The sequence below is a fragment of the Pseudomonas sp. ASL9 genome, from assembly GCF_056680335.1.
The window spans coordinates 3,096,471-3,117,636 of record NZ_CM155277.1; the positions used below are offsets into that span (position 1 = coordinate 3,096,471).

Here is a 21,166-nt window from a genome sequence, read left to right on the forward strand (position 1 = left end):
GCCCTTGCCATGTCTGGTGTGACCTCAAGTATTGCGCAGCCCTCGCGACCGTTGACCCGTAATGACTATAAAACCTTGTCGCTGTCTGCCTTGGGCGGCGCGCTGGAATTCTACGACTTCATCATTTTCGTGTTTTTCGCCACCGTGGTTGGCAAGCTGTTCTTCCCCGCCGATATGCCCGAGTGGCTGCGATTGATGCAGACGTTCGGCATCTTTGCTGCGGGTTACCTGGCTCGGCCGCTGGGCGGCATCGTTATGGCACACTTCGGCGACCTTTTGGGGCGCAAGAAAATGTTCACCCTGAGCATTTTCATGATGGCCGTACCGACCCTGATCATGGGCCTGTTGCCGACCTACGCGCAGATTGGTCTGTGGGCGCCGATCCTGTTGTTGGTGATGCGGGTGATTCAAGGGGCGGCGATTGGCGGTGAGGTGCCGGGCGCCTGGGTATTTGTGTCCGAACACGTCCCGCCGCGCAACATCGGCTACGCCTGCGGCACTCTGACCGCCGGCCTGACCGCGGGCATCCTTCTGGGCTCGCTGGTTGCCACCCTGATAAGCAGCCTTTATAGCGCCGAGGAAGTGCTTGATTACGCCTGGCGGATTCCGTTCCTGCTCGGGGGCGTATTTGGTCTGCTGTCTGTTTACCTGCGCCGCTGGCTGCATGAGACGCCGGTTTTCGCTGAACTGCAGTTGCGCAAGGCGCTGGCCGAAGAGGTGCCGCTCAAGGCCGTGTTGCGTGACCACCGTGGGGCAATCCTGTTGTCGATGCTGCTGACCTGGCTGCTATCGGCTGGCGTCATCGTCGTTATCCTGATGACCCCGACGGTGTTGCAGACGGTTTACGGCTTTTCTCCCGCGACGGCACTCAAGGCCAATAGTCTGGCCATTGTCTGCCTGAGTCTGGGCTGTGTCGGTGCGGGGTCTTTGGCGGATCGCTTTGGCGCGGGCTGGGTGTTCATCCTCGGTTGCCTGGCGTTGTTGATCAGTTCGTGGACGTTCTATCACAGCCTGTTGGCGCACCCGGATTGGCTTTTTCCGTTGTACGCCGTGACCGGGCTGTTTGTCGGCGTCATCGGTGCAGTGCCGTTTGTGATGGTCCAGGCATTCCCGGCGGTGGTGCGGTTCTCGGGGCTGTCGTTCTCGTACAACCTGGCGTACGCGATATTCGGCGGTCTGACGCCGATGGTGGTGACCCTCATGCTCAAGACCAGCCCTATGGGCCCGGCTTGGTATGTGGCGATTCTCTGCGTCATGGGTATGTTGATTGGTATCCACTTGTTACTGAAACAACGCTGAGTTTTAAACCGAACAGCTCGCAGAGCGAGCCCCGCTGCATTCCCCCTCCTTAATAGAAAGGCCATGGTTGAAAACCGATGATGGCCTTTCATCTAATTGTCACATTACTTTCATAGAGTGTTCATACGGCACTCAGATACTTGGCCCCGATCTGACACATACTCATTCTGCTAGGAGCAAGACATGACATTTAAGCGATTGATGGCGGCTCTGACGTTCGTCGCCGCAGGCGTTGCTACAGCCAATGCGGTTGCTGCTGTTGACCCTGCTATTGCGAGCTACACCAAAACCACGGGTGTCTCGGGTAACCTGTCTAGTGTTGGCTCCGACACCCTGGCTAACTTGATGACCTTGTGGGCTGAGGCTTACAAAAAAGAATACCCAAGCGTAAATATTCAGATTCAAGCAGCCGGCTCGGCTACCGCGCCACCTGCGCTGACTGAGGGCACCTCGAATCTGGGCCCGATGAGCCGTAAAATGAAAGACACCGAATTGGCGGCTTTCGAACAGAAGTATGGTTACAAGCCAACTGCAATCCCGGTCGCGGTCGATGCCTTGGCTATTTTCGTGCACAAAGACAACCCGATTCAGCACCTGACCATGGAACAAGTGGACGCGATTTTCTCCGCGACCCGCCTGTGTGGCGCCAAAGCCGAAGCCAAAACCTGGGGTGATGTCGGCGTGACTGGCGACCTGGCGGGCAAACCGATTCAACTGTTCGGTCGTAACTCGGTGTCCGGCACTTACGGTTACTTCAAAGAAGAAGCCCTGTGCAAAGGCGATTTCCGCGCTAACGTTAACGAACAGCCAGGTTCCGCTTCGGTTGTGAGTTCAATCAGCAGCTCGCTGAACGGCATTGGTTACTCGGGCATTGGCTACAAAACGTCAAGCGTGAAAACCGTTGCTCTGTCCAAGAAAGGCGGCACTGAATTCATCGAAGACAGCGAAGAAAACGCACTGAACGGCAAATACCCACTGTCGCGCTTCCTGTTCATCTACGTGAACAAAGCACCGAACAAGCCTCTGGCACCGCTGGAAGCCGAGTTCGTGAAAATGGTCCTGTCCAAACAGGGTCAGGAAGTCGTGATCAAAGATGGTTACATCCCGTTGCCAGCCAAGGTTGCTGCAAAAGCACTGGCTGACCTGGGCTTGCAAGAAGGCGCTGCCAAGTAAAGATTGACGTGGGGCAAGCGCTGGTTTGTTTGCCCCGCTCTCGATACCTCAGCAGGACCCGATTTAACGGGGTCCCGCTACTCATTTTGTAGTCCGCTGCCAGTCGTTTTGGGCGGCGGATTTTTTGTGTCTCTGCACTGTCATGTTTTTGTCATAAAGGACCGCTAGGGTGAGCGCATGAATGATCTGGCCGACTCCACCATGACTCAAAAATCCCCCCCCGAGCGGATTGACTTCAATACGCCCGCACTTAAGCGCAAGCGCCGTATACGCGCCCTGAAAGACCGTCTGACCCGGTGGTATGTGCTGGTCGGTGGTTTGGCGGTGCTGGCCGCCATTACGCTGATTTTTTTCTACCTCGCCTACGTGGTCGCGCCCTTGTTCCAGGGCGCCAAACTGACCACCGAGAAGGCGATCAATCCGGCCTGGATGCAGGATGCGGGCAAGCCGTTGATGATTGCCATCGAAGAGCAGAACCAGGTCGGGCTGCGGGTTTCCGACAAGGGCGAAGCGCTGTTCTTCCGCATTGAAGACGGTGCCGAGCTCAAGCGTGTCGCCCTGCCGATTCCGGCGGGTACGACGGTGACCTCCATCGGTAAGGATCAGCCGGGCAACCCATTGATGGTGCTGGGCCTGTCCAACGGCCAGGCGCTGGTGTTCAAGCACAACTACCTGATCACCTACCCGGACAACGTCAAGACCATCAGCCCGACCATCACGTACCCCTTCGGCGAAGCTGCGCTGAGTCTGGACGAGCAAGGTCAGCCGTTGGAGCATGTCAGCCTCAACGCCAGCGACAAAGCACTGGTGGTAGCAGGTTCCACCGGCGCGCAATTGCATGTGCTCTCCCTGTCCCAGGAAGAAAACATGATGACCGGGGAAACCACCAGCGAGCAGACCCGCATCGAACTGCCGCAGATGACCGAAGGGGTCAAAGCGATTTTTATCGATCCGCGCCAGCAGTGGCTGTACGTCATCAACGGTCGCGCACAAGCTGACGTGTTCAGCTTGCGTGATCGCAGCCTCAATGGCCGCTACAAGCTGCTCGAAGACGGTAACGCGGAAGTCACCGCCAGTACGCAATTGGTTGGTGGTGTCTCGCTGATTATCGGCAGTTCCAAGGGCGGTCTGGCCCAGTGGTTCATGGCCCGTGATACCGACGGCGAGCTGCGCCTGGAGCACATTCGCGATTTCCAGATGGGCACCACGCCGATTGTGCAGATCATCGGCGAAGAACGTCGTAAAGGCTTCGTCGCCCTGGACGCCTCCGGCAAGCTTGGGGTGTTCCACAGCACCGCGCATCGCACGCTGTTGGTCGATCAGGTAGCAGAGGGCCCAGGTATTCTCGCGTTGTCGCCGCGTGCCAACGAGGTCATCGTCGAAGAGGGCGGCAAGTTGCTGCCGATGACCCTGCGCAACCCGCACCCGGAAGTTTCGTGGAGTTCGCTGTGGGGCAAAGTCTGGTATGAAAACTACGACGAACCGAAATACGTTTGGCAGTCCACGGCATCAAGCAGTGACTTCGAACCCAAGCTGAGCCTTGCACCACTGACATACGGCACCTTGAAGGCGGCGTTCTACGCCATGCTGCTGGCGGCGCCATTGGCGATTGCCGCAGCGATCTACACCGCTTACTTCATGGCACCGGGCATGCGCCGCAAGGTCAAGCCGGTGATCGAACTGATGGAAGCGATGCCGACGGTGATTCTCGGCTTTTTCGCCGGTCTGTTTCTGGCGCCGTATCTGGAAGGACACTTGCCGGGGATTTTCAGCCTGTTGCTGCTGACGCCGCTCGGTATTCTGCTGGCGGGCTTTATCTGGAGCCGCTTGCCTGAGTCATTCCGCCTGCGGGTGCCTGATGGTTGGGAAGCCGCGATCCTGATACCGGTGGTGTTGCTGGTGGGCTGGTTGTCGCTGGGCATGAGTCCGTACATGGAAGCCTGGTTCTTCGGCGGCGACATGCGCATGTGGATCACCAATGACCTGGGCATCACCTACGATCAGCGCAACGCGCTGGTGGTCGGGTTGGCCATGGGCTTTGCGGTGATTCCGAACATCTACTCCATCGCCGAAGACGCCGTGTTCAGTGTGCCACGCGGTTTGACCCTGGGCTCGCTGGCCCTCGGTGCGACGCCGTGGCAGACCATGACGCGGGTGGTGATCCTGACCGCCAGCCCCGGCATCTTCTCGGCGTTGATGATTGGCATGGGCCGCGCGGTCGGCGAGACCATGATCGTGCTCATGGCCACCGGTAACACACCGATCATGGACATGAACCTGTTCGAAGGCATGCGCACCCTGGCGGCGAACGTTGCGGTAGAGATGCCGGAATCTGAAGTCGGCGGCAGTCATTACCGAGTGCTGTTCCTCGCAGCGTTGGTGCTGCTGATGTTCACCTTCGTGATGAACACGCTTGCGGAGCTGATTCGTCAGCGTTTGCGCAAGAAATATTCGTCTCTCTAAGGAAGGTAGAAGTCTGTGAAACAGAACTCCCTCAAGAGCTGGTTCAAAAGCGGCGCCCCCGGCGTCTGGATGAGCGCGGGCGCTGTCTCCATCGCGGTGATCATGACCTTGGGCTTGCTCACGGTGATCGCCGTCCGTGGTCTGGGCCACTTCTGGCCGGCTGACGTAGTGCGTGCGCAGTACAACGTGCCCGATCAGGCCAACCATGTATTGATCGGTGAAGTGGTGCAGGCCGAGGAAGTGCCTCGCGCTCGCCTCAAGGGCGCTGGCTTGCCGGTGCCCGATGTGGGCCCGGAGTTCATGACCCGCGAGCTGTTCAAGGTCGGTAACCGTGACACCAACCCGAGCGATTTCACCTGGGTTGTCGGCGAGTGGCTGACTGAGCAGAGCCGCCCTGCCGAGTTGATGACGCTGGAGCGTCGTGAGTGGGGCAACTTCTACGGCTACCTGATCAACGTTAAAGAAGACGGTAAGGTGATCGCTGAAGGTGAAGCGGCGTGGCCGATTCTTCAGGAGCGGATCAAGCGCGTTGAAAAACTGGCCGATGAACTGAGCGGGCTCGAGAAAAAAGACATTGGCGCCATCAACCACGGCATCGAGCGTCTGCGTCTGCACAAGCGCAAGCTGGAACTCGACGGCAAGCTCAATGCCGCCGCTCAAGCGGACATGGACAGTGAACGCGCTGAACTGGATGCGCGTTACCAGGCGATTGAAGGTCGACTGGATTCGCTGCACCAGGCGTTCAATCGCGACAGCCTGACGGCACGCGATGCCAACGGCAAAGAAGTCGTGATCAGCGTCGGCAAAGTGGTTCATGCCTACCAACCCAATGCCATGGGCACCTTCACCAAGCTCGGTTTCTACTTCAAGAAATTGTGGGAATTCCTCAGCGAAGACCCGCGTGAAGCCAACACCGAAGGCGGGATCTTCCCGGCGATTTTCGGCACCGTGATCATGACCCTGATCATGGCCGTCATCGTCACCCCGTTCGGCGTATTGGCGGCGGTGTATCTGCGTGAATATGCCCGACAAGGCCCGGTCACCCGATTGATCCGTATCGCGGTGAACAACCTCGCCGGGGTACCGGCGATTGTGTATGGGGTATTTGGCCTGGGCTTCTTTGTGTATGTGCTGGGTGGCTCTGTGGATCGGCTGTTCTTCCCCGAAGCCTTACCGGCGCCGACCTTTGGTACGCCGGGCTTGCTTTGGGCCTCGCTGACCCTCGCTTTGCTGGCCGTACCGGTGGTGATCGTTGCCACCGAGGAAGGTCTGGCGCGTATTCCGCGCACGGTTCGCGAAGGTTCGCTGGCACTCGGTGCAACCAAGGCTGAAACCTTATGGAAGATCGTGCTGCCCATGGCCAGCCCGGCCATGATGACCGGCATGATTCTGGCCGTCGCCCGTGCAGCCGGTGAAGTGGCGCCGCTGATGCTGGTCGGCGTGGTGAAACTGGCGCCGTCGCTGCCGGTGGACGGCAACTACCCGTACCTGCACCTTGACCAGAAAATCATGCACTTGGGCTTCCATATTTATGACGTCGGCTTCCAGAGCCCGAACGTCGAAGCTGCGCGGCCGCTGGTGTATGCCACGGCGCTGCTGCTGGTGCTGGTGATTGCCTTGCTCAACCTGTCTGCAGTGGCCATTCGTAACCACTTGCGCGAGAAGTACAAAGCGCTGGACAGCTGATTTGAAAAGCGCCGCCCACTCACGCGAGGAGGGCGGTTCGATGAAACGAATTGATAGCGTATGGAGTACCCCATGCAGCATGAAACCCATACCCACGGCATCAACATGTCGGCCCTGGGACGCGACAAGCAAGGCCTGAACCTGGCGAATGAAACCGTCGCCCTGGAAGTGCCCAGTCTGAGTCTGTTCTATAGTGGTAAGCAGGCGCTGTTCAACGTCAGCATGAACATCCCCAAGCAGCGCGTGACGGCCTTTATCGGCCCGTCTGGCTGTGGCAAGTCGACCCTGCTGCGCACCTTCAACCGTATGAACGATCTGGTCGACGGTTGCCGTGTGGAAGGCGCCATCAATCTGTACGGGCACGACATCTATAGCAAGGGTGAAGACGTCGCTGAGCTGCGTCGTCGTGTCGGCATGGTGTTCCAGAAGCCCAACCCGTTCCCGAAGACCATCTACGAAAACGTGGTGTACGGGCTGCGTATTCAGGGCATCAACAAAAAACGTGTGCTTGATGAAGCAGTCGAGTGGGCACTCAAGGGTGCGGCACTGTGGGACGAGGTCAAAGACCGCCTGCACGAGTCGGCACTGGGCTTGTCCGGTGGCCAGCAGCAACGTCTGGTGATCGCACGGACTATCGCCGTGGAGCCGGAAGTGCTGTTGCTCGACGAACCATGCTCGGCCCTCGATCCGATCTCGACGCTGAAAGTCGAAGAGCTGATCTACGAACTGAAAGCTAAATACACCATTGTCATCGTGACCCACAACATGCAACAGGCGGCGCGGGTCTCCGACTACACCGCCTTTATGTACATGGGCAAACTGGTCGAGTTTGGTGATACCGACACGCTGTTCACCAATCCGGCGAAAAAACAGACAGAAGACTACATCACCGGTCGTTACGGCTAGAACGGGGTTCGTTGGCCCTGAAGTACCACTGCGGTCTCGTAGTTAACCGGACGTTCGAAGGATAATGAGCATGATCAATAAAGACAGCCTTACTCATCACATCTCCCAGCAGTTCAACGCCGAACTCGAAGAAGTGCGCAGCCACCTCCTGGCGATGGGAGGCCTGGTCGAAAAACAGGTCAACGACGCGGTAACCGCGTTGATCGAAGCTGACTCGGGCCTGGCCCAGCAGGTTCGTGAGATGGACGACCAGATCAATCAGATGGAACGCAACATCGACGAAGAATGCCTGCGCATTCTTGCGCGTCGTCAGCCTGCGGCCTCCGACCTGCGCTTGATTATCAGTATTTCCAAGTCGGTGATCGACCTGGAGCGCATCGGTGATGAGTCCACCAAAATCGCCAAGCGTGCCATTCAGCTGTGCGAAGAAGGCGAATCGCCGCGTGGTTACGTCGAAGTGCGGCATATCGGCGATCAGGTGCGCAACATGGTCCGTGATGCACTCGATGCGTTCGCCCGCTTCGACGCTGATCTGGCGCTGTCCGTGGCCCAGTACGACAAGATCATCGACCGCGAGTACAAGACGGCGCTGCGCGAGCTCGTCACCTACATGATGGAAGACCCGCGCTCTATCTCAAGGGTTCTGAGCGTGATCTGGGTGCTGCGCTCGCTGGAGCGTATTGGCGACCATGCACGCAATATTTCGGAGCTGGTTATATATCTGGTGCGCGGTACTGATGTCCGTCATATCGGCCTCAAGCGCATGAAGGAAGAAGTGCAGGGCATTGGCAGCGATAACGCTAATGTTCTGGGTAAATCTGACGATAAATAAGATTGCCTGCAAAAAAACGCCCGGCACATTGCCGGGCGTTTTCGTTACGGGCTTTGAATTCAAGCCGCCCGCGAACGAAAAGTCCTGGCGTCGTTAATCAGCTTGGCAGTTGGCCATCAGTCAGCGCTATGCTTGTCGGGATTTTAAAGGGAAAGATCAATGACTAAAGTCAGTGTGCTGGTGGTGGATGACGCGCCGTTTATTCGCGATCTGGTAAAAAAGGGTTTGCGCAATTACTTCCCAGGCATCCACATCGAAGATGCGGTCAACGGTCGCAAGGCTCAGGTCTGGCTGGAGCGCGAGACGTTCGATCTGGTGTTGTGCGACTGGGAAATGCCAGAGATGTCCGGGCTGGAACTGCTGACCTGGTGTCGTGAACAGCCCAAGCTCAAGACCCTGCCGTTCATCATGGTCACCAGCCGTGGCGACAAGGAGAACGTGGTCCAGGCGATTCAGGCCGGCGTCACCGACTTTATCGGCAAGCCGTTTACCAATGAGCAGTTGCTGACCAAGGTCAAGAAAGCCTTGGCCAGAGTGGGCAAGCTCGACACCCTGTTGGCCAGCGCGCCAACCAAGATGAACTCGGCATTTGGCAACGATTCCCTCAGCGCCCTTACCGGCAGCAAGACGGAAGTGGTCAGACCGGCTGCTGCGCCAGCTACCGGGCCTAAAGCGGCACCTTTGATCAACCCGGCCGCCCATGCGCCTGCGTCAGCCCTTGGCAGTCGCGGTCAAGGTCAATTGCGGTTGCCCAGTGGCATCCAGCAGTGCGTGATCAAGGCGTTGAGCCTTAAAGAAGCCTCGCTGGTGGTGCGTCGCGGTGACGTCTTGCCCCAGGTACTCGACAGCGCCGTACTCGACCTTGAACAAGGCGAGAACGCCGAAGTCGCTCGTCTCAACGGCTACCTGCACGCCGTCGCTGCCTACGAACCAAAACCCGACAGCGACTGGCTGCAACTGACCTTCCGTTTCGTCGACCAGGACGCGCAGAAGCTCGACTACGTGTCCCGCCTGATCGCCCGTGGCACGGCGCAGAAGCACTTCTCACCGGGGGCTTGATCCAGAAGCTGTGTACCCGCTGCGCGGCTTTTGCAGCGGGACGCCTGCTCCCATCAAACAACCTGTAACTAATTGAAAAATAAATAAAATTTTAAGACAAGCGCGGATCCCTGTAGGAGCTGCCGAAGGCTGCGATCGCCCCGGGGTCGCGTCCGCCCGGGAGCCGGTCGCTTTCTTGAGACCGCTGACGGTCGTGCCGGTCGCCCGCGACCCCGGCCTATCGCAGCCTTCGGCAGCTCCTACATCTATGGGCGGTTTGCCTGCGACACAGGGGCTGACGCAGCCTGTCTGATTCCTTGCCGTCTTTGCTACTGATTGATGCCGCCACCCCCAAATGGCGGCAAATCGCTGCTACGCTTGCCCTGACTACTACCACCCAGATTAATCACGATGCTCGAGCGCTTGTTACTCCTGTGTGCTCTGTTGCTGACCGCGCAATCGTCGGCGGCGGTGACCATCTATAAATTTACCGATGCCAATGGCGTGGTCTCGTTTACCGACAGGCCAACGGCGGGTGCAACGGTAGTCGTACCTCGCGAGCGCATCGTCGAGCACCTTGAAAAACAGGTGCATCTGACGATCAAAAAGGACAAGGGCGTGCACAGCCTGTTTGTGCGCAACGACTCGTATGCGCCGGTCGAGGTGGAGCTGCAGGTCACGGCGCTGAAGAACGTGCTGGGCGTCACGGAGCAGCCGATCCACCGTGTCATTCCCGCCCGCAGCGCCTTGCGTCTGGCCGTGCTCAGCCCCAGGCAAGCGGGCAAAGCGCTTAGCTACACGCCCAAGTTGCGCTACTCGCTGGGCGATCCGCAGCGTCAGCCACAGGGTTACAGTTATCCGCTGCCTTGGCGAGGTGGGCCGTTTCGTCTGAGCCAGGGGCCGAATAGCACATTCAGCCACTTTGGTATCAAAAGCCGCTATGCAATGGACATCGCTATGCCCGAAGGCACGCAGATCATCGCTGCCCGGGCCGGTACAGTGATCAAGGTCGAAAATGGTCAATCGGGTCACGGCTCGGACCCTTCAGGCAACTTTGTTCGGGTGCTGCATGGCGATGGCACCATGGCTGTCTATTTGCACCTGATGCGTGGCTCAGTGGGCGTCAAGGAAGGTCAGCAGGTCGTTGTGGGCAGCGCGCTGGCGCTTTCCGGCAATACGGGCAACAGCACCGGGCCGCACCTGCATTTCGTGATACAGCGCAACAGCGGGCTGGGGCTGGAGTCGATTCCGTACCAGTTCTCGCAGCGCGTCGACAGCCTGCCTAATTTTGCGGTGGGCGGGAACTGAGGCGGTCTGAAAAGCCGTGTGCGCCTGACCTGCCGCTATTGCGAATGAATTCGCTCAGCAGATGGCGCTATCACGGCCTTTCCAGCTCAATCGAGCTTGAGCACCTTGGCCAGCACGATTTTCGGCCCTTTCATCTTCTTGATGATGATGCGCAGGCCTTCGACTTCCAGCACTTCCTCCTTTCGCCTTTTCTGGTACGCAGGAGCATGACAATGACCACGCCCAAATCCTGCGATATACGCTTAAGGAAACTCTGGAAAAGACTTCCAAATCTGGTGAAATACGCCTGTCCCACGAACTGAACGGTCGTGCCCTGGAGAGGCCTGATTGCGTTGATCGAGCCGCATTATCCGAAGGGCGAAGGCGGTCGTCCGGCGTATCCGTTGATGGCCATGCTGCGGGTTCATCTAATGCAAAACTGGTTCGGTTACAGCGACCCCGCGATGGAAGAGTCCCTCTACGAAACCACGATTCTGCGCCAGTTTGCCGGGCTGCATTTGGATCGAATTCCGGATGAAACGACAATCCTCAACTTCCGCCGGCTGCTAGAAAAACATGAGCTGGCCGGTGGCATTTTGCAGGTTATCAACGGCTATCTGGGCGACCGAGGTTTGCTGCTACGTCAGGGTACTGTGGTCGATGCGACGATCATTCATGCGCCCAGTTCGACCAAGAACAAAGACGGTAAACGTGACCCCGAAATGCACCAAACCAAGAAAGGAAATCAGTACTTTTTTTGGGATGAAATCGCACATCGGTGTCGATACTGAATCCGGTTTGGTGCATAGCGTAGTGGGTACGGCGGCGAATGTGGCGGACGTGACTCAGGTCGATCAGTTGCTGCATGGCGAGGAAACTTACGTCTCTGGCGATGCCGGTTACACAGGCGTGGACAAGCGTCCCGAGCACCAGGATCGCGAGATGATCTGGTCGATTGCCGCGCGCCCAAGCAGCTATAAGAAGCATACAAAAAAGAGCCTGATCGGTCGTATGCGCCGCAAAATCGAATACGCGAAAGCTCAAATCCGGGCCAAGGTTGAGCATCCATTTCGGATGATCAAGCGCCAGTTTGGTTATACGAAAGTCCGCTTCCGAGGTTTGGTTAAAAACACTGCGCAGCAGACCACACTGTTTGCCTTATCGAACCTGTGGATGACGCGAAAACGGCTGTTGGATGCAGGCGAGGTGCGCCTGTGAAGCGGACAATGAGCCTTGAAAAGGTGCTGTTCAGCAAAGAAACACTGAACTGAAAGGAGGAAAGGTCTGATTTTCGATTAAGTCGGTGTTTTTTGAACCTCAAACAGCCAGGCCGTTAAAAACTGCTGCTTATTTCAGACCTTCCCTAGCGGCGGGCGCCCGCGATGACACCGAGGCACTGGAACCCGGTATTGCAAAAAGGTCAGAACAGCTCAGCCAGTTGGATATTTACTTCATTTCCATAAGCGTAAAGATTAAAAACCTGACTGGTAGCCCCCACTACAACTTGAATTTTCTCACCCGCCTTGCGTGTACCAGAAACTTTAAAACTCCAATCAGCGTCATCGCCGCCATAGGTTTTGTACTTCCAAAGCCCACTGGAGCTTTTATAGCCAAAACGGGCGTACTGGGTGGTGAGTGCTCCGTCCATAAAATACGCCGACAAGGTACCCTCAATAACAAAACCGGTAGGGCCATCGGCTCTGGCTATACCATCGAAACGGACGTCATATGTCGTGTTATTATTACCGTCTATTGCGATATAAAACGGCTTAATGACCTGCGAAGGCCCACCGGCGGTAACGGTGATTTTGTCTCCATCCTTGAAACGGTCATCTCCTTGTTCGTTGACGCCTAGGCGAAAATCTACCGTTTCATTGGGAGCTCTTGTTCCTTTGCCCTCCACGCGAATCGTACTTTCTTTGCTGTCTTCTAGATCAAACTTCAAATACGTATAATCACCTGAAGTGCCGCCGTGTCCGAACCGCACGATATAAGGGGTATAAGCATTTAGCCTGCCTAACCTGCAACGAGCTTTGAGTGAACCGAAGAATGCGTAGCCTGAACTACCCGAGGGCTCTACCACGCCTTCGAAGGTGGCATCAGACCACTCCGATCTGAACAGTATTGTAATCGCTGGCATAATAATTTCCTTCTTCATTGGTTAACTGATTTTTGCACTAGCACCCTGGCTACGCATTAATACTGGGCGAGGTTGTGGAAGGGGCGTCTCTAAGCTGATCAACACACTGCTCAACTGACGAAGCAGTTGCGACCGAAAAACTGAACGCTGAATAAATTAAAGGCACCAGGCCGATACGAAACCGATTAACTTTCCCCATGTTTTTCCTCACTCTGCGATTATAAAACGCTGATTACAACCGTTCTTAGACCTGTCTTCATTTTTGAGTGGAGCCATAAACAATGATGGGCGCGACTGAAAAATTTACCACTAGCAGAAATGATAGGTATTGACCTGTTGCACTACCGCTTATCGGGTATGTATAAGGAGGGGGCGGCCCCAAGGACCCAGTACGCCACAAGGCATTTCAAGGGGTTTCGTACAGAGCCTAGGCATGGATCTCACCGCGCCGACGTTTACTCCACGATAAGTAATGCCCCCTGTTATTTGTGACAGTAGACAGGTGATTTATCTCCAGCCAAACTCATGTTCAGGAAGTTAGCGCCTAACGGTTCAAGCTTTAAACTTGCCAGGAAATTATTCGAACGAACGAGGGTGTCTCCGTGTAAATTACTATTAAAGGCTTAACGGGGTCCGTGCTTTTTATTGACGTGGAACCGAGCGACACGGTAGAGAATGTTAAATATAAAATACAGCTTCAGAACGGTATTTCGCCTGACAAACAACGACTGATTTTTGCGGGAAAAACACTCGAAGATGGGGCGACTTTGTCGGATTACAATATTCAGAAAGAGTCGACCTTGATATTGGTATTGGCTTAATTTCGCCGGGATTCTCGATAAGTGAAATATGCACTCATCGAGAAGTCAGCAATGACCAGGCAGCGCCGCACTTTTGACGACAGCTTCAAGTTGGACGTCGTGAAAATGATTAAGGACCAAGGCCTGGCCGTTTTTCAGGCTACCAAGGATTTTGGCAGCATAGATATCACCGACTACAGTGTCGGGCTCTACAGCCGCGAGCAGCTGTACTCGACGTTGGGATACATGCCGCCACCCACCGTGTGCGCCTGATCTACCGCGAATGAATTGGCTCCTACAGTAGATGGCACTATCACGGCCTTTCCAGGTCAATCGAGCTTGAGCACCTTGGCCAGGACGATTTTCGGCCCTTTCATCTTCTTGATGATGATGCGCAGGCCTTCGACTTCCAGCACTTCTTCCTCTCCGGGCACCCGCTTCAGGGTTTCGTAGATCAACCCGGCGAGTGTCTCTGCTTCGATGTGATCCAGATCGATACCAAGCAGGCGCTCGATCTTGAACAGCGGCGTATCGCCCCGCACCAGCAACTTGCCGGGTTGATAGGCGAGAATACCGCGCTCGGCCTTGCGGTGTTCGTCCTGGATATCACCGACCAGCACTTCCAGCACGTCTTCCATGGTCAGGTAACCGATGACTTTGCCATCGGCCTCCTCAACCAGAGCGAAGTGCGCGCCGCCCTGGCGGAATTGCTCCAGCAGGCGTGACAACGGCATGTGCTTGGAGACGCGCTCCAGCGGTCGAGTCAGTTCTGCAAGGTTGAATGACGCGGGGATATGGTCCAGCGCTGCCAGCTCCAGGAGCAAATCCTTGATGTGCAGCAGGCCGACGAATTCGCCGCGCTTGGCATCGTAGACCGGGTAGCGACTGAATTTATGGCGGCGAAACAGCGCCATGATTTCCTTGAGCGGTGCATTGCAGTCCAGGGTCACCAGGTCTTCGCGGGAGTTGGCCCAATCGACCACCTCCAGTTCGCCCATCTCGACGGCTGAGGCCAGCACGCGCATGCCCTGATCGCTGGGGTCCTGGCCCCGGCTCGAATGCAGGATCAACTTCAGTTCTTCACGGCTGTATTGATGCTCGTGATGTGGGCCGGGCTCGCCCTGGCCGGCAATGCGCAGGATGCCGTTGGCGCTGGCATTGAGCAGATAGATCGCCGGGTACATGGCCCAATAGAACATGTACAACGGTACCGCAGTCCATAGCGACAGCAGCTCGGGTTTGCGGATCGCCCAGGATTTGGGGGCCAGCTCGCCGATGACGATGTGCAGGTAAGAAATGATGAAAAACGCGCTGAAGAAGGAGATGCCCTTGATCAGTTCCGCCGACTCCACACCCACCGCGCCCAGCAGCGGTTGCAGCAGGTGGGCGAACGCCGGTTCACCGACCCAGCCGAGGCCCAGAGAGGCGAGGGTGATACCCAATTGGCAAGCTGACAGGTAGGCGTCTAGCTGGCTGTGGACGGTGCGCAGGATATGACCGCGCCAGCCGTTCTTCACGGCGATGGATTCGACCCGGGTCGAGCGTAGCTTGACCATGGCGAATTCGGCGGCAACAAAAAAGCCGTTGAGCATAACCAGGATCATTGCAAAAAGAATCATGCCGAAATCGGCGAAAAGTGAGGCGAGGGTATAACTAGGGGAAGGGTCCATGGTGGAGTTTTAAAGGTTCCGTATTATCTGGGGGTGTTGCCGCAGCCAAAGTGGCGGGCATAAGAGGGGCAATGTAGCGGCTACACGCCAGCTTGCCTAGAGGGTTGCTCAGGGCATGATCACTTGGGTGGGGGCAAAATGGCAGGTAAAACTGCTGCCTTTGCCCAGCACGCTGCTGATCTCCAGTGTACCGCGATGGCGTAATAACACATGTTTGACGATAGCCAGCCCAAGCCCGGTGCCGCCGGTATTGGAGGCCCGGCTGGAATCGACGCGGTAGAAGCGTTCGGTCAGACGCGGCAAATGCTTGGTCTCGATGCCGGGGCCTGAGTCCTGTACACGCAAGTGTGCGCCTTGCTCGTCGCTCCACCAGCGGAGGTGGATTGTGCCTTCGGCCGGGGTGTATTTCACTGCATTGAACACCAGGTTGGAAAACGCACTGCGCAACTCATGCTCGCTGCCCTTGAGCCGCGCTTCGCTGTCGATTTGCAGGGTGATGTGCTGGTTGCGTTGCCCGGACAAGGCTTGAGCGTCATTTTTGATGGTTTGCAGCAGCGTGGGCACGACCACCGGTTGGTTATCCGACGGATAGTCGGTGGCTTCGAGCTTGGCCAGCAGCAGCAAATCATTGAGCAGGGTTTGCATGCGTGCGCCCTGCTGACTCATCTGTTGCAAGGCACGAACCCAGCGCGGGTTCACGCCTTCCACGTTATCAAGCAAGGTTTCCAGATAGCCGCAAATCACCGTTAGCGGTGTGCGCAGTTCATGAGACACGTTGGCGACGAAGTCTTTGCGCATCTGTTCAAGCTGATGAATGCGGGTCACATCGCGGACCAGCATCAGGTGTTCGTTGTTGCCATAGCGGGTGATGAGCAGTTGCACGCGCACGCGATCATTGATCGGCGAGGGGATCTCCAGCGGCTCAAGGTAGTTGTCTTGCTCGAAGTATTCCTTGAAGCGCGGATGGCGCACCAAGTTGGTCACGGGCTGACCGCTGTCCTGTGGGGTTTTCAGGCCGAGCAGCGTTTCTGCCGCACGGTTCCACCACTCCAGGTTGCCGTCGCTGTCGAGCATGATCACCGCATCTTTGAGCGCGGCGGTGGACTCCTGAACACGGTCGATCACGGCTTGCAGCCGACCACGCACGCGCTGATCGCGGCGTTGCAGGTTGTAAATGCTGTCGAATACTTCGCCCCACAAGCCATAACCGTCAGGCGGTGGCTCATCGGATTTATGCAGGCGCAGCCACTCGTGCAGGCGCAGCAGCTGCTTGAGCGTCCAGGCCAGGTAAACCCCCAGCCCGGCCGCCAGGCTCCAGCCGTAGTAACCGCTGATCAAGCCGACCACCAGGCAGGCGGTAACCAATAGCAGCATGTGACGGATCAGGGTGCCATGCCAGTTTTGGTTCAATTCAAACGCATCCTTGTCGAGTAGATACTGCCAACAAAGCAAGTCAGCCGGTGCAGCGCAATCAGCTCTTGGTGGAAAAACGGTAGCCGGTGCCGCGTACGGTTTGCACCAGATTCTCATAAACATCGCCGAGGGCTTTGCGCAGGCGTCGGATATGCACGTCTACCGTACGCTCTTCAACGTACACATTGCCGCCCCAGACCTGATCGAGCAGTTGGCCGCGGGTGTAGGCGCGCTCTTGGTGCGTCATGAAAAATTGCAGCAGGCGGTATTCGGTCGGGCCCATTTCAGCTGGTTTTCCGTCAATGGTCACGCGATGGCTGATGGGGTCAAGCAACAGACCGCCCACCTCAATCGGCGCTTCGCCATCGCTCGGCCCGGCACGGCGTAACACAGCCTTGAGGCGTGCGACCAGTTCACGGGGGGAGAACGGTTTGGTGATGTAGTCGTCGGCGCCGACTTCCAGGCCCTGGATCTTGTTGTCCTCTTCACCCTTGGCTGTGAGCATGATGATAGGGATGTCGCCGGTCAACTCATCTCGCTTGAGGCGACGGGCCAATTCAATGCCCGAGGTGCCAGGAAGCATCCAGTCGAGCAGGATCAGGTCCGGCTTGCGGTCGACGATGATGGCGTGGGCTTGCTGGGAGTTTTCGGCTTCCATGCAATCGTAGCCAGCCATTTCCAACGCAACGGCGATCATTTCGCGAATAGGCGCTTCGTCGTCAACTATCAGAATGCTCCTGCCAGCCATGCTCGATCCTCTTGTCATTTAACTGTCTTGGAGCGCATTAGATAACGGAATTATTGCAGTCGTGTGACAGTCAGGGCACAGACAGTATGCCTGTGCATTCTGCGTCTACGCTTAGGGTTCCGACTGAAAACAAACAGAGGATCCATCCAATGACCAAAATCTCGACAACCTTGCTTGGCTTGCTCACTGCGGCTGCACTGGCTTCGTCCGGTATGGCGTCTGCTGACCCGGGCATGATGAAGGGCGGAATGATGGTTGATCAGAAGGGCATGACGCTTTACACCTTCGACAAGGACGCCGGCGGTAAATCAATGTGCAATGACAAGTGCGCTGAAAACTGGCACCCGTTGATGGCGACACCCAAAGACAAGGCCATGGGCCAGTGGACAATGATCAAGCGCGACGACGGCAAGATGCAATGGGCCTACGACGGCAAACCGCTTTACACCTTCAAAATGGACAAAAAAGCCGGAGACATGATGGGTGACGGCAAAATGGACATGTGGCACGCCTACAGGCATTAAGCGCCAGGCTGTAGCTGTAGCGTTAGCCGTCAGCTTCAGCCCTGACGGTTAGCGCAGTGCGTAATCGGCGACGATGCCGATAAAAATGGCCAGTCCGGCCCAATGATTGTGCAGAAAGGCCTTGAAACAGACCTGCGGCTCACGATTGCGCGTGTACCAAAATTCCCAGACAAAGCACCCGGCGGCCACCAGCAGGCCTATGTGGAAACAGGTGCCCAGCTCGAAGCGTGCCCCGGCCAGCAACAGACAGCCCAGCGCCAGGCCCTGCAAGCTCAGAATGATCACGCGGTCGGCGTCGCCGAACAGCACCGCCGTGGATTTGACCCCGATTTTCAGATCGTCTTCACGATCGGTCATCGCGTAATACGTGTCGTAGCCCACGGTCCACAGCAGATTGGCGATATACAGCAACCAGGCCGCAGCAGGCAGGTCGCCCGTCTCGGCGGTGAATGCCATCGGCATGCCCCACGAAAACGCCGCACCCAGCACCACTTGCGGGTAGTAGGTGTAGCGCTTCATGAAGGGGTAGCACGCTGCGAGGGCCAAGCCGCCGAACGACAGCCAGATGGTCAATGAGTTAGTGAGCAATACCAGCAGAAAACTCAAGCCGACCAGCACAGCGAACAACACCAATGCTTCACGCGAGCTGACCTTGCCGCTGATCAACGGGCGCTGCTCGGTGCGTTTGACGTGACCGTCGACTTTACGGTCGGCGAAGTCATTGATCACGCAACCGGCGGCACGCATCAGAAACACGCCGATCACGAAAATCAGCAGATTACTGAGCGACGGCATGCCCTTGGACGCAATCCATAGCGCCCACAGGGTCGGCCACAGCAGCAGGTAAATGCCGATGGGCTTGTCGATGCGTGTCAGTTGGATAAAGTCCCAGGCCCTTGGATTCAGGCGATTCAGCGATTTAAGCAAGCTCAGGTACATCAATGGCGCTCCGTAACGGCGGGCTCGGCGACTTCGATTGCGTGCCACAGATTCGGCAGAAAGACTTCAGCCACCAACAAGCTCAAGGCGCCACGGCTGAAGCGTGAGCGCCGGCCCCATAAGCCTTCGACAGCGTCATCGCGGGGCAGCCACGCGCCGGGGTAACGGCACACTTCGAGGGCGCCCCGCTCGAATGCCGCGTCGCAAAACAGCAACTCGCCCAGGGAGCGCGAGCCCAGCTCATCCATATTCAGCCCACCATCCTGCAGGGCGCTTTGTGCCGCGACGCTGCGGGCAAAGACCCACTTCTGGCCCTGGCCGCGTAAGTACACTTCGCGCACCCAGCCGCAGCTGTGATCGGGTAGATCCAGCGCGGCACATTCATCCATGCGCAGGGCTTGCCAGCCCTCGAACAGTGGCGTCACGCTGAAACCATTGGCAGACAGGCGTGTGAGGCGACGGGTCAGGGAGTCCTGATTGAATAGCCAATCGAGCGTTACAGGCTCGGGCAACGCCATCAGCTGATTTTGCTGGCGCCAGTCAGGGGTAATGGGAGTACGGCTTTGGTCGGGCACGGTGGGCAATTATTGGCAACATTTGAGGCGATGAGCTTAGCATGTTTAATTAGGGGGTCAGGCGCCTGAGCGCAAGCCTCTTGCGTCGATCATGCTTGCATCTGAACGCCCCGATCAGTACAAAACGCCCTGAGCCTGGCGGCAACCGCTCAATCCATCGACCGCCTGGGCCAAGACAGCCTGAGAACCGAGAGTATTTACCGATGAAGAAGTGGCAGTGCATTGTGTGTGGCTTGATCTATAACGAGGCTGACGGCTGGCCGGACGACGACATCGCACCGGGAACCCGTTGGGAAGATGTGCCAGCAGACTGGCTGTGCCCGGACTGCGGTGTGGGCAAAATGGATTTTGAAATGATCGAAATCGGCTGATCTGCCTTTCGACCTTTTACACCGTAATCAGGAGAATCGAATGAACGCACCTGTCGTAATCGTGGGCACCGGCCTGGCGGGCTACAACCTCGCCCGGGAATTTCGCAAGCTCGATGGCGAAACGCCGCTGCTGCTGATTACCGCAGATGACGGGCGCTCCTACTCCAAACCGATGCTCTCCACCGGCTTTGGCAAAAACAAGGAAGCCGATGGCCTGAGCATGGCCGAACCCGGCGCGATGGCTGTGCAATTGAAAGCCGAAGTGCGCACCCATACGCGTATCAGTGGCATCGATCCAGGGCATAAACGTCTGTGGATTGGCGAGGAGGCCGTGTACTACCGCGACCTGATCCTCGCCTGGGGTGCCGAAACCGTGCATGTCCCCGTAGAAGGCGATGCCAGCGACGCGATATTCCCGATCAACGATCTGGAAGATTACGCACGGTTTCGTGCGGCGGCCGCAGGCAAACATCGGGTGTTGCTGCTGGGCGCCGGTTTGATTGGTTGCGAGTTCGCCAACGACCTGATCCTCGGTGGCTATGAAGTGGACCTGGTCGCGCCGTGTGAGCAAGTCATGCCGACGTTACTTCACCCGGCAGCCGCTGCTGCGGTGCAAGCAGGCCTGGAAGGGCTGGGCGCGCGTTTCCACTTGGGGCCGGTGCTGACGCGTCTGCTACGCACCGAGCAGGGGCTTGAGGCTCATCTGTCCGATGGTGAAGTGCTGCCGTGTGACGTGGTGGTCTCGGCCGTTGGCTTACGTCCACGTGTCGATCTGGCCGCTGCAGCGGGCTTGCAGACCGGTCGCGGGATTGTGGTTGATCGTCATTTGAAGACATCCCACGCCAATATTTTTGCGTTGGGTGACTGTGCGGAAGTCGATGGCTTGAATTTGCTCTACGTCATGCCATTGATGAGCTGCGCCCGCGCGCTGGCGCAAACCCTTGCCGGCAACCCGACTGCAGTCAGTTACGGTCCTATGCCTGTCACCATAAAAACCCCCGTGTGTCCGGTGGTCGTTTCGCCGCTGCCACGAGGGATGAAAGGGGTGTGGACCGTCGAAGGGCAGGGCGCCGATATCAAAGCCCTGTGCCACGATGCCAACGGCAACCTGCTGGGGTACGCCTTGACCGGCACCGCCGTCATGGAAAAACTGGCCTTGAATAAAGGCCTCCCGCCCCTGTTGGCGTAAATACTGGTCGTTCTGTCGGATAAGCCACGTTTTTGTTTCTACAAACGTCGCGCACAGGCTGGCGCGGGCCCCGGCGGCATGCCATCCTCATTCTCGTCTGCCGCACTGTAGAG

The 21,166-nt window shown here is 57.3% G+C and carries 19 protein-coding genes and 2 pseudogenes; 14 read left to right on the top strand and 7 right to left on the bottom strand.

What is annotated here, in order from left to right; all coding sequences use genetic code 11:
* The first annotated feature begins 9 nt into the window (after positions 1–9).
* From AC1ME2_RS14185 to AC1ME2_RS14220, 8 genes are all read left to right on the top strand, one after another.
* The gene (locus AC1ME2_RS14185) at positions 10–1,299 is read left to right on the top strand and encodes an MFS transporter (RefSeq protein ID WP_480434735.1); all 1,290 of its coding nucleotides are present in this window, start codon (positions 10–12) and stop codon (positions 1,297–1,299) included.
* Positions 1,300–1,482: 183 nt separating this feature from the next.
* Positions 1,483–2,472 (top strand): phosphate ABC transporter substrate-binding protein PstS family protein, encoded by a 990-nt coding sequence (locus tag AC1ME2_RS14190; RefSeq protein WP_480434736.1) that lies wholly within the window; start codon positions 1,483–1,485, stop codon positions 2,470–2,472.
* A gap of 429 nt (positions 2,473–2,901) precedes the next feature.
* Positions 2,902–4,935 (top strand): ABC transporter permease subunit, encoded by a 2,034-nt coding sequence (locus tag AC1ME2_RS14195; protein WP_480442139.1) that lies wholly within the window; start codon positions 2,902–2,904, stop codon positions 4,933–4,935.
* Positions 4,936–5,004: 69 nt separating this feature from the next.
* The gene (pstA, locus tag AC1ME2_RS14200) at positions 5,005–6,621 is read left to right on the top strand and encodes a phosphate ABC transporter permease PstA (RefSeq protein WP_480442140.1); all 1,617 of its coding nucleotides are present in this window, start codon (positions 5,005–5,007) and stop codon (positions 6,619–6,621) included.
* A gap of 72 nt (positions 6,622–6,693) precedes the next feature.
* Positions 6,694–7,527 (top strand): phosphate ABC transporter ATP-binding protein PstB, encoded by an 834-nt coding sequence (pstB, locus tag AC1ME2_RS14205; RefSeq protein ID WP_480434737.1) that lies wholly within the window; start codon positions 6,694–6,696, stop codon positions 7,525–7,527.
* Between the two features lie 70 nt (positions 7,528–7,597).
* A complete protein-coding gene (gene phoU, locus AC1ME2_RS14210) occupies positions 7,598–8,359 on the top strand; it encodes a phosphate signaling complex protein PhoU (protein ID WP_480434738.1) in 762 nt (253 codons plus the stop codon).
* Between the two features lie 159 nt (positions 8,360–8,518).
* Positions 8,519–9,418 (top strand): response regulator, encoded by a 900-nt coding sequence (locus AC1ME2_RS14215; RefSeq protein WP_480434739.1) that lies wholly within the window; start codon positions 8,519–8,521, stop codon positions 9,416–9,418.
* Between the two features lie 390 nt (positions 9,419–9,808).
* Positions 9,809–10,705: a peptidoglycan DD-metalloendopeptidase family protein gene (locus tag AC1ME2_RS14220; protein WP_480434740.1), complete on the top strand. Its 897-nt coding sequence runs from the start codon at positions 9,809–9,811 to the stop codon at positions 10,703–10,705.
* A gap of 86 nt (positions 10,706–10,791) precedes the next feature.
* Here AC1ME2_RS14220 and AC1ME2_RS14225 read toward each other — a convergent pair.
* Positions 10,792–10,887, bottom strand: a pseudogene (locus AC1ME2_RS14225) (hypothetical protein); the annotation flags it as partial.
* A gap of 123 nt (positions 10,888–11,010) precedes the next feature.
* On the opposite strand from AC1ME2_RS14225, the pseudogene AC1ME2_RS14230 reads away from it, so the two are divergent.
* A pseudogene (locus AC1ME2_RS14230) lies at positions 11,011–11,902 on the top strand (IS5 family transposase); the annotation flags it as partial.
* 202 nt (positions 11,903–12,104) lie between these two features.
* Here AC1ME2_RS14230 and AC1ME2_RS14235 read toward each other — a convergent pair.
* The gene (locus AC1ME2_RS14235) at positions 12,105–12,842 is read right to left on the bottom strand and encodes a hypothetical protein (RefSeq protein ID WP_480434741.1); all 738 of its coding nucleotides are present in this window, start codon (positions 12,840–12,842) and stop codon (positions 12,105–12,107) included.
* A 596-nt stretch (positions 12,843–13,438) separates the two neighbouring features.
* Here AC1ME2_RS14235 and AC1ME2_RS14240 point away from each other — a divergent pair.
* Both AC1ME2_RS14240 and AC1ME2_RS14245 read left to right on the top strand, forming a co-directional pair.
* Positions 13,439–13,645, top strand: a complete 207-nt coding sequence (locus AC1ME2_RS14240) for a ubiquitin-like protein (protein WP_480442142.1) — start codon at positions 13,439–13,441, stop codon at positions 13,643–13,645.
* 51 nt (positions 13,646–13,696) lie between these two features.
* A complete protein-coding gene (locus AC1ME2_RS14245) occupies positions 13,697–13,897 on the top strand; it encodes a transposase (protein WP_480434742.1) in 201 nt (66 codons plus the stop codon).
* A 56-nt stretch (positions 13,898–13,953) separates the two neighbouring features.
* Here AC1ME2_RS14245 and AC1ME2_RS14250 read toward each other — a convergent pair whose 3' ends face one another.
* The 3 genes from AC1ME2_RS14250 to phoB all read right to left on the bottom strand — a co-directional run bounded on the left by AC1ME2_RS14250 (position 13,954) and on the right by phoB (position 17,455).
* Positions 13,954–15,294 carry a hemolysin family protein gene (locus tag AC1ME2_RS14250; protein ID WP_480434743.1) on the bottom strand — a complete coding sequence of 447 codons (1,341 nt, stop codon included), beginning with the start codon at positions 15,292–15,294 and terminating at the stop codon, positions 13,954–13,956.
* Between the two features lie 108 nt (positions 15,295–15,402).
* Positions 15,403–16,668, bottom strand: coding sequence for a phosphate regulon sensor histidine kinase PhoR (gene phoR, locus AC1ME2_RS14255; RefSeq protein WP_480442143.1), 1,266 nt, complete (start codon positions 16,666–16,668; stop codon positions 15,403–15,405).
* A 97-nt stretch (positions 16,669–16,765) separates the two neighbouring features.
* A complete protein-coding gene (gene phoB, locus AC1ME2_RS14260; RefSeq protein WP_480434744.1) occupies positions 16,766–17,455 on the bottom strand; it encodes a phosphate regulon transcriptional regulator PhoB in 690 nt (229 codons plus the stop codon).
* Between the two features lie 149 nt (positions 17,456–17,604).
* Between phoB and AC1ME2_RS14265 the strand changes: the two genes are divergently transcribed.
* Positions 17,605–17,979, top strand: coding sequence for a COG4315 family predicted lipoprotein (locus AC1ME2_RS14265; protein WP_480434745.1), 375 nt, complete (start codon positions 17,605–17,607; stop codon positions 17,977–17,979).
* A gap of 48 nt (positions 17,980–18,027) precedes the next feature.
* Here AC1ME2_RS14265 and ubiA read toward each other — a convergent pair whose 3' ends face one another.
* Both ubiA and AC1ME2_RS14275 read right to left on the bottom strand, forming a co-directional pair.
* On the bottom strand, positions 18,028–18,918 hold the full coding sequence (gene ubiA, locus AC1ME2_RS14270) for a 4-hydroxybenzoate octaprenyltransferase (RefSeq protein ID WP_480434746.1): 891 nt from the start codon (positions 18,916–18,918) through the stop codon (positions 18,028–18,030).
* Positions 18,918–19,436: a chorismate lyase gene (locus AC1ME2_RS14275; RefSeq protein ID WP_480442144.1), complete on the bottom strand. Its 519-nt coding sequence runs from the start codon at positions 19,434–19,436 to the stop codon at positions 18,918–18,920. Before AC1ME2_RS14275 ends, ubiA begins: the two co-directional genes overlap by 1 nt.
* Positions 19,437–19,696: 260 nt before the next feature.
* Here AC1ME2_RS14275 and AC1ME2_RS14280 point away from each other — a divergent pair, with 260 nt between their 5' ends.
* Both AC1ME2_RS14280 and AC1ME2_RS14285 read left to right on the top strand, forming a co-directional pair.
* Positions 19,697–19,864: a rubredoxin gene (locus AC1ME2_RS14280; RefSeq protein WP_480434747.1), complete on the top strand. Its 168-nt coding sequence runs from the start codon at positions 19,697–19,699 to the stop codon at positions 19,862–19,864.
* Between the two features lie 40 nt (positions 19,865–19,904).
* The gene (locus AC1ME2_RS14285; protein WP_480434748.1) at positions 19,905–21,053 is read left to right on the top strand and encodes an NAD(P)/FAD-dependent oxidoreductase; all 1,149 of its coding nucleotides are present in this window, start codon (positions 19,905–19,907) and stop codon (positions 21,051–21,053) included.
* The last annotated feature ends 113 nt before the right edge of the window (positions 21,054–21,166 follow it).